This window comes from Edwardsiella piscicida, from assembly GCF_001896205.1.
GTDB lineage: Bacteria > Pseudomonadota > Gammaproteobacteria > Enterobacterales > Enterobacteriaceae > Edwardsiella > Edwardsiella piscicida.
In genome coordinates this window covers 3568730-3577106 of sequence record NZ_MPNU01000001.1, presented here as the reverse complement: position 1 = coordinate 3577106, position 8377 = coordinate 3568730, and the positions used below count along the sequence as shown (strand labels likewise).

The 8377-nt window shown below is 61.4% G+C and carries 7 protein-coding genes; 6 read left to right on the top strand and 1 reads right to left on the bottom strand.

What is annotated here, in order from left to right; all coding sequences use genetic code 11:
- The first annotated feature begins 373 nt into the window (after positions 1-373).
- The 3 genes from ampC to BRD58_RS16420 all read left to right on the top strand — a co-directional run bounded on the left by ampC (position 374) and on the right by BRD58_RS16420 (position 5033).
- Positions 374-1534, top strand: a complete 1161-nt coding sequence (gene ampC, locus BRD58_RS16430; RefSeq protein ID WP_015462405.1) for a class C beta-lactamase — start codon at positions 374-376, stop codon at positions 1532-1534.
- A gap of 154 nt (positions 1535-1688) precedes the next feature.
- Positions 1689-2618, top strand: coding sequence for a homoserine O-acetyltransferase MetA (gene metA, locus BRD58_RS16425; protein ID WP_015462404.1), 930 nt, complete (start codon positions 1689-1691; stop codon positions 2616-2618).
- 150 nt (positions 2619-2768) lie between these two features.
- Entirely contained in the window at positions 2769-5033 is a 2265-nt protein-coding gene (locus BRD58_RS16420; protein WP_012849999.1) for a YgiQ family radical SAM protein, read from the top strand.
- 52 nt (positions 5034-5085) lie between these two features.
- On the opposite strand, the gene dkgA is transcribed toward BRD58_RS16420, so the two are convergent.
- Positions 5086-5916 carry a 2,5-didehydrogluconate reductase DkgA gene (dkgA, locus tag BRD58_RS16415; protein WP_012849998.1) on the bottom strand — a complete coding sequence of 277 codons (831 nt, stop codon included), beginning with the start codon at positions 5914-5916 and terminating at the stop codon, positions 5086-5088.
- 253 nt (positions 5917-6169) lie between these two features.
- Between dkgA and BRD58_RS16410 the strand changes: the two genes are divergently transcribed.
- From BRD58_RS16410 to BRD58_RS16400, 3 genes are all read left to right on the top strand, one after another.
- Positions 6170-7375, top strand: a complete 1206-nt coding sequence (locus BRD58_RS16410) for an amino acid aminotransferase (protein ID WP_015462403.1) — start codon at positions 6170-6172, stop codon at positions 7373-7375.
- 162 nt (positions 7376-7537) lie between these two features.
- Positions 7538-7966, top strand: coding sequence for a secondary thiamine-phosphate synthase enzyme YjbQ (locus BRD58_RS16405; protein WP_015462402.1), 429 nt, complete (start codon positions 7538-7540; stop codon positions 7964-7966).
- Positions 7959-8303: an MmcQ/YjbR family DNA-binding protein gene (locus BRD58_RS16400; RefSeq protein ID WP_015462401.1), complete on the top strand. Its 345-nt coding sequence runs from the start codon at positions 7959-7961 to the stop codon at positions 8301-8303. Before BRD58_RS16405 ends, BRD58_RS16400 begins: the two co-directional genes overlap by 8 nt.
- The last annotated feature ends 74 nt before the right edge of the window (positions 8304-8377 follow it).

Sequence of the window (8377 nt, the reverse complement as noted above, 5' to 3'; positions counted from 1 at the left end):
ACAGGATCCCCACCGTCAACGGCCATGGAACAGGACGGGGCGACGGGGCGTCGAGGAAGCGACGTCTGAAAGCCGGGGCCTTGGGTTTATCCGCCCGGCGGCTTTTTGCCTTACCGTGGGCGGGGCTCCTCCGCAGGGACAGCCCGCCTGTCTCTGCGCGCTATCGCTGGCTTAAGGGAAATCGGTTGACCTAATACTATTCACACCGTTAAATGCAGCGGCGTACGCTATGCGTTTTCCTGTACGTATTCGATGCCCGTATCGCTATCGTGCTCGGTCAGACGTGCCGTCGGCGAGATCTGCCGCCGTGCTTCGCTGCAGCAGGATCGGCGTGATACGGCTACTCAACGTTGGCTTTGATGATGAGTTGGTGATGATGAACACGCGATTATCCTGCACGCTGGCGCTCTCCGCGCTGCTGCTCTCCTCGGGCGCCCAGGCGTCTACGCCGCCGTCGGCAGAGATGCGGGTCGCCGAGGCGGTGAAACAGACGATCCCTGCGCTGATGCAGCAGCAGCAGATCCCCGGCATGGCCGTGGCCGTAATCTATCAGGGAACCCCTTACTACTTCAACTATGGCGTCGCCGATAAGGCCACCCGGCGGGCAGTGACGCCACAAACGCTGTTTGAGCTGGGGTCCGTGAGCAAGACCTTTACCGGCGTGCTGGGTGGCTATGCGCTGCAGCGTGGCGATATTCGCCTGCAGGACACGGTCGCGTCCCAATGGCCGGCGTTAAATGGACCGCAGTGGCGGGCGATAACCCTACAGCAGCTGGCGACCTACACCGCGGGCGGCCTGCCGCTGCAGGTGCCCGACGCCGTTACCGATACGGCACAGCTGCTCGACTTTTATCAACGCTGGCAGCCGCGCTGGGCTCCGGGAACGATGCGCAGCTACTCCAACGCCAGTATTGGCCTTTTTGGCATGCTGGCGGTACGGCCCAGCGGCATGGATTTTAGCCAGGCGATGACACGCTGGGTGCTGCAGCCGCTGGGATTGAAGCATACCTATTTCCGCGTACCGCCTGCCGCGGAGGGAGAATATGCCTGGGGATACCGCGAGGGTAAGGCCCTGCGCGTGAGCCCGGGTATGCTGGAGCAGGAGGCCTATGGAATTAAATCCAGCGCGCAGGATATGGCCACCTGGCTACAGGCTAATCTGGATCCCGCCGCGGTGCCACAGGCGACGCTGCGTCAGGCCTTGCTGCGGGCGCAGACGCGCTACTACCAATCCGGTGAGATGTATCAAGGGCTCGGCTGGGAGATGCTCAGCTGGCCTCTGCAGGCGCAGACCTTGATAGACGGTAGCGATAATCGGGTCGCTCTGCAGCCGCAGCCAGTCCATCTCATCGAGCCGCCGACGCCGCCGCAGCCGGCTTCCTGGGTACATAAGACCGGTTCAACCAATGGATTTGGCGCCTATATTGCCTTTATTCCCGGATCTCGGCTGGGGATCGTGATGTTGGCCAATAAAAACTACCCGAACCCGGCGCGGGTTCAGGCCGCCTATACCATCCTGCAGCAGCTGCAGTAACGTCCGCTGCGTGCGGCGCCGCGGTGCCGCACGCACTCTAGATGAAAATTTCTCAACGCTCCGGCGCTGTACAAACGGCGTAAAACTGATTAATTTAGCTATCTAGATGTCCAAATGGACAAGGATCGCCTTTGATCGCCGCAGGAGAGCGTTTATGCCAATCAGGATCCCCGACGCGTTGCCCGCCGTTAATTTTTTGCGTAATGAAAATGTCTTTGTTATGACCGACTCTCGGGCCGCGGTGCAGGAGATTCGTCCGCTGAAGGTGCTGCTGCTGAATCTGATGCCAAAGAAAATCGAGACTGAAAATCAGTTTCTGCGTCTGCTGTCGAACTCGCCGCTGCAGATCGATATTCAGCTGCTGCGCATCGATCGGCGCGAGTCAAAAAATACGCCGACGGAGCATCTGAATAACTTTTACTGCCATTTTGAGGATATTCAGCAGGAAAACTTTGATGGTCTTATCGTGACCGGCGCACCGCTGGGGCAGGTGGACTTTGGCGATGTTGCCTATTGGTCGCAGATCGTACGGGTTATTACCTGGGCGCGGGCGCACGTGACATCCACCCTGTTCGTCTGCTGGGCCGCCCAGGCGGCGCTCAATGTACTGTATGGGCTACCTAAGATGACGCGGACGCAGAAGCTCTCCGGGGTGTATGAGCATCAGACGCTCGATCCGCTGGCGCTGCTGACCCGCGGCTTTGACGACGGCTTTTTGGCGCCGCACTCGCGCTATGCCGACTTTCCGTCGCAGGCGATCCGCACGCATACCGATCTGCAGATTTTTGCCGAGTCTGTGCAGGCCGGCGCCTACCTGTTTGCCAGCGCCGATAAGCGGACGGTGTTTGTGACGGGCCATCCGGAGTATGACGCCCACACGCTGGGCGCGGAATATTGGCGCGATCTGCACGCGGGCCTGGCGCCGGCGCTGCCGTTCAACTATTTTCCCCGCGACAACCCAGACGGTGCGCCGTCGGCGACCTGGCGCAGTCACGGTCACCTGCTGTTCAGTAACTGGTTGAACTACTGCGTTTACCAGATAACCCCTTACGATCTGCGTCAGATGAATCCCACCCTGGAGTAAGCTCTGCGCGCCATTCCCCCGGGCGGAGTAGTAGACGGGGGAATGACAAATAACCCTCACATTTCTCCGCTGTAATGCGTATAATCGCCGCCCTGATCCTGATGATTTGTTCACCAGACCTGCCTGTCTTATCAATACAAGAGTACCGTCATGAGTAGTGTCAGCCTGATCCAACCGGAGCGCGATCTGTTCTCCTATACCCCTTATTGGGCCGAATGTTTCGGCACCGCGCCTTTTTTACCGATGTCGCGTGCAGAGATGGATAAGCTAGGCTGGGACAGCTGCGACATTATCATCGTGACCGGGGATGCCTATGTGGATCATCCCAGCTTTGGTATGGCGATTGTTGGCCGCATGCTGGAGGCGCAGGGTTTCCGGGTCGGCATCATCGCTCAGCCGGACTGGACCAGCAAAGACGACTTTATGCGTCTGGGTAAGCCGAACCTGTTTTTTGGCGTCACCGCCGGGAACATGGATTCGATGATTAACCGCTATACGGCCGATCGTAAGCTGCGCCACGATGACGCCTATACGCCGAACAACGAGGGCGGCAAGCGCCCGGATCGCGCCACGCTGGTCTACAGCCAGCGCTGTAAAGAGGCTTTCAGCGATGTCCCAGTGATCCTTGGGGGTATCGAGGCCAGCCTGCGCCGCGTGGCGCACTATGACTATTGGTCGGATACGGTGCGCCGCTCTGTGTTGGTGGATGCCAAGGCGGATATGCTGATGTATGGCAACGGCGAGCGCCCGCTGGTCGAGGTCGCGCACCGTTTAGCGGCGGGCGAGCCCATCGCCTCTATCTGCGACGTGCGCAATACCGCCATCATGCGCAAAGAGGCCCTGCCGGGCTGGAGCGGGGTAGATTCGACCCGTATCGACATGCCGGGGCGGATTGATCCCATTCCAAACCCCTACGGCGACGATTTGGCCTGCTCGCCCAAGGCCGCGGATGAGGCGACGCCGATCAGCGTACGCGCGCCTAAGCCAAAGCCGTGGGAGAAGACCTATGTGCTGCTGCCGTCGTTTGAGAAGGTGAAGGGCGATAAGGTGATGTATGCCCACGCCTCGCGTATTTTGCACCATGAGACGAACCCCGGCTGTGCCCGAGCCCTGATGCAGAAGCACGGCGATCGCTACGTGTGGGTCAACCCGCCGGCGATCCCGCTGAGCACCGAGGAGATGGACAGCGTCTATGCGCTGCCGTTCCAGCGCGTGCCGCATCCCGCTTACGGCAAGGCCCGCCTGCCAGCCTATGACATGATCCGCTTCTCCGTCAACATTATGCGCGGCTGCTACGGCGGCTGCGCCTTCTGCTCGATCACTGAGCACGAGGGCCGCATCATCCAGAGCCGCTCCGAGGACTCCATCATTCGTGAGATCGAAGAGATCCGCGATAAGGTCCCCGGATTTACCGGTATCATCTCCGATCTGGGCGGCCCGACCGCCAATATGTATATGCTGCGCTGCCAGTCGCCGCGCGCGGAGCAGACCTGCCGCCGCGCCTCCTGCGTCTATCCGGATATCTGTCGTCATATGGACACCAACCATGAGCCGACCATTAATCTCTACCGGCGCGCCCGCGATCTGCAGGGGGTGAAGAAGATCCTGATCGCCTCCGGGGTGCGCTACGATCTGGCGGTACAGGATCCGCGCTATATCAAAGAGCTGGCCACGCACCACGTCGGCGGCTATCTGAAGATCGCGCCGGAGCATACGGAAGAAGGGCCGCTGTCCAAGATGATGAAGCCGGGGATGGGCAGCTACTATCGCTTTAAGGAGCTGTTTGACGCCTATTCGAAACAGGCCGGGAAAGAGCAGTACCTTATCCCCTACTTTATCTCCGCGCACCCGGGAACCCGGGATGAGGATATGGTCAATCTGGCGCTGTGGCTAAAGCAGCACCGCTTCCGCCTCGATCAGGTGCAGAACTTCTATCCGTCACCGCTGGCCAACTCGACCACCATGTATTACACCGGCAAGAACCCGCTGGCCAAGGTGGACTATAAGAGCGAGGATGTGGTGGTGCCGAAGGGCGAGCGCCAGCGCAGGCTGCATAAGGCGCTGCTGCGCTATCACGATCCGGCTAACTGGCCGATGATCCGCGCCGCGCTGGAGGAGATGGGGCTACAGCACCTGATCGGCAATCGTCGCGAGTGTCTGGTGCCTGCGCCGACGCTGGAGGAGCAGCGCGCCGCGCGCCGCGGCTATCAGCGCAACATGACGCCGGCCATGACCAAGCATACCGGCGCTCATCCTCAGGGGACGGGACGACCGGCAACGCGCGGGGCCGCGAAGGGCGCCGCGCAGCCCGCGCCCCGCTCGGGCGGAAAGGGAAATAATGGCCGTCCTGCTCGCCCCGAAGGGCGTAACGCCCGTCCGGCGCGTCCTGCCGGGCAGGCGAAAAAGCCGCGCTAATGCCCCAGCCCAAATAGCCCTGATGCCTTAGCATCAGGGCTGTGCTCACCGCCTACAGGCGCATATAGGTGGCGGGATCGGAGCCTAAGCGCTTGCCACACTCTAGGCGAGCGATCTGCGCCCGTTCAGCCGCCTCCAGCGTAAAGTCAAATACGTCGATATTTTCCTTCAGACGCATGGCCGAGACCGTTTTGGGGATCACGATCCTCCCGCTGTCCAGATGCCAGCGGATCACGATCTGCGCCGGTGTCTTGCCATATTTGGCCGCCAAACGACGGATCGGCTCCGCGTCAAATACGCCCTCTCCCCCCTGCGCCAGTGGGCTCCAGGCCTCCGTGGCAATACCGTGGTGACTATTCCATGACTGCAGCTCCCGCTGCTGCATCAGCGGGTGTAGCTCAATTTGGTTGATGGTCGGCACCACGCCGGTTTCGTCCAGCAGGCGCTGGAGATGGGCAATGTTGAAGTTGCACACCCCGATGCTTTTAACCACGCCCTGACGCCGCAGGTCGATCAGCCGACGCCAGGCGTGAACAAAGGTATCCTGCAGCGCCATTGGCCAGTGGATCAGGTACAGATCAACATACTCAAGGCGCAGCTTATGCAGGCTGGCGTGGAACGCCTTATCGACCGCCATGTGGTCCGCGTTCCACAGCTTAGTGGTGATAAACAGCGACTCTCGTGCCAGACCGCTTTGCTGCAGCGCCTGGCCGACGCCGCTCTCATTGCCATAGATCGCGGCGGTATCAATGGCGCGATAGCCGACGCGCAGCGCCTCGCTGACCACGTCACGGGCCAGCGTATCGCTGACCTGCCAGACGCCGAGTCCCAGCTGGGGAATGCGGTTACCGTCATTCAGCGTAATAAAAGGAGGGGTGGACATGGGGCATCTCCGTTGCGGATGGGTGGGGAATATATCGTCAGATTTTCACCTTAGCATATTCATCTCAGCTATGGATCTCCGCGCAGAGGCGGCGCAGCGAGAGCGTGACCCCGCTGGTGTTTTCCCTTCGGTTAAGGGTATGTTATGACGTGGAGCGCACCGAGGTGCTGCCCCGGTACGCCGCCACGGCCGGTGCCGGGCTGCCGTCGGTGACGGATCCCTTACCCTAGGACCGCGCCAACAAGGAGCCCCCGTGTTTGAACATGTAGATGACTATGCCGGCGATCCGATCCTCTCCCTGATGGAGAGCTATCAGCGGGACGCCCGCGCGCACAAAGTGAATCTGAGCATCGGCCTGTACTATGACCAGCGGGGCGAGGTGCCGATGCTGGCCTCTGTCGCGACGGCGCTGGCCCGGCTGAACGCCGCGGCGCCGGCGGCACCGCTCTATCTACCGATGGAGGGGATGGCAGACTACCGCAGCGCGGTGCAGTCGCTGCTGCTGGGGGACGATCATCCCGCGCTGCGCGCGCGGCGAGTGGCGACCATCCAGACCCTGGGGGGCTCAGGCGCGCTCAAGGTGGGCGCGGACTTTCTGCGGCGATATTTTCCCCGGGCCGAGGTCTGGGTCAGCGATCCGACCTGGGAGAATCATATCGCGATTTTCGAGGGCGCAGGGTTCCGGGTGCATCGCTATCCCTATTTTGACCCTCAGACGCTGGGCGTCTGCTTCGATGCCATGCTGGCGACGCTGGAACAGCTGCCGCCCCACAGCATCGTGCTGCTTCACCCCTGCTGTCATAATCCCACCGGTTCGGATCTGACGCCGGCGCAGTGGGATAGTCTGGTGTCGCTGCTGCGACGTCGGGCGCTGATCCCGTTTCTGGATATCGCCTATCAGGGGTTCGGCGGCGGCATGGAGCAGGATGCCTATGCTATCAGGACGATGGCCGCCGCAGGGCTGCCCTGCTTGGTCAGCAACTCGTTCTCTAAAATTTTCTCGCTGTACGGCGAGCGCGTCGGTGGTCTATCGGTCATGTGCAGCGATGAGGCCGAGGCCGGGCGGGTGCTGGGGCAACTGAAGGCGACGGTGCGGCGCAACTACTCCAGCCCGCCGCTGCACGGCGCCGCCTTGGTGGCCGCCGTGCTGAATGACGCCGCGTTACAGCGTCAGTGGCGCGAAGAGGTCGAGGCGATGCGCCTGCGCATCATCGCCATGCGCGAGCGGCTGGCGTCGCACCTCAACCTGGCGCTGCCGTCGCGCCGCTTTGACTACCTGTGTCAGCAGCGAGGCATGTTCAGCTATACCGGACTCAGTGCGCAGCAGGTCGGCGATCTGCGCCGGCGCGATGGCGTTTACCTGGTCGGCAGCGGGCGCATGTGCATGGCGGGACTCAACGAGGGCAACCTCGATCGCGTGGCCGCCGCGCTGGTTCGCGTCATGGCGTCGCAGGAATAGCGGCCGCGCGGGCGGACGCTGCGTAGATTCTGCGTTTAGTAACGCGTATCTCCCCTTGTCTACGCGTTACTGACGCGGCGTCTGGCTATCTTTACAGAACTTTCCGCTGCGTTTTCTTGCTGCCGGCTGTACAAAGAATATACTTATTGAGGACGTCGCAAGATGTGGTATCAGCATACCCTGGTTCTGCGGGCGAGACCGCGTGGTTTCCACCTGATTACTGCCGAGATTATTGCCGGCCTGCCCGCGCTGCGTCAGGTGCGGGTCGGGTTGTTGCACCTGCTGTTACAGCACACCTCTGCGTCGCTTACCCTCAATGAAAACTGTGATCCCACAGTGCGCTATGACATGGAAGGTTATTTTTCGCGCACGGTGCCGGACGGCGCTCCCTATGCGCACGACGATGAAGGCGCGGACGATATGCCCGCCCATATTGCGTCGTCTCTGCTGGGCGTCTCGCTGACGGTGCCGGTGCGTCAGGGCGCGTTACAGCTTGGAACCTGGCAGGGTATTTGGCTTGGCGAACACCGCATACAGGGCGGCGCGCGCCGTATTGTAGCAACCATACAAGGGGATAGGATTGATGAATGATTCGGCTTTTATGCAATACTGCCTGTCAAAGCCCGGCGCGCAGCAGAGCCTGCAAAATCGCTGGCGGACGCATCAGGCGCGCGTCGGCGGTGTTTTGTTTGCCATGGTTGAGAACGGCGAAGGGCGTCCGGCGGTCGCGGTGAAAACCAGCTGCGAACAGGCCACCCGCCTACGCAGCCTGCATAAAGACATCGTGCCGAGCCGTCGGCTGAACAAGGCGCACTGGAGCACCGTGTTTCTGGACGGCGCGATCAACGACTCGCTGCTGTATCAGCTGGTGGATAGCTCCTATCAGCTGGCGCTGCACCAGGCCAGCGACGTACACCCGCTACAGTAGCCCCTCCGTCGGCGCACCTATCGCCGGTGCGTGGCATCCGGCGTAGGGGCGGATGACGGCGTGTTTTTCCACGC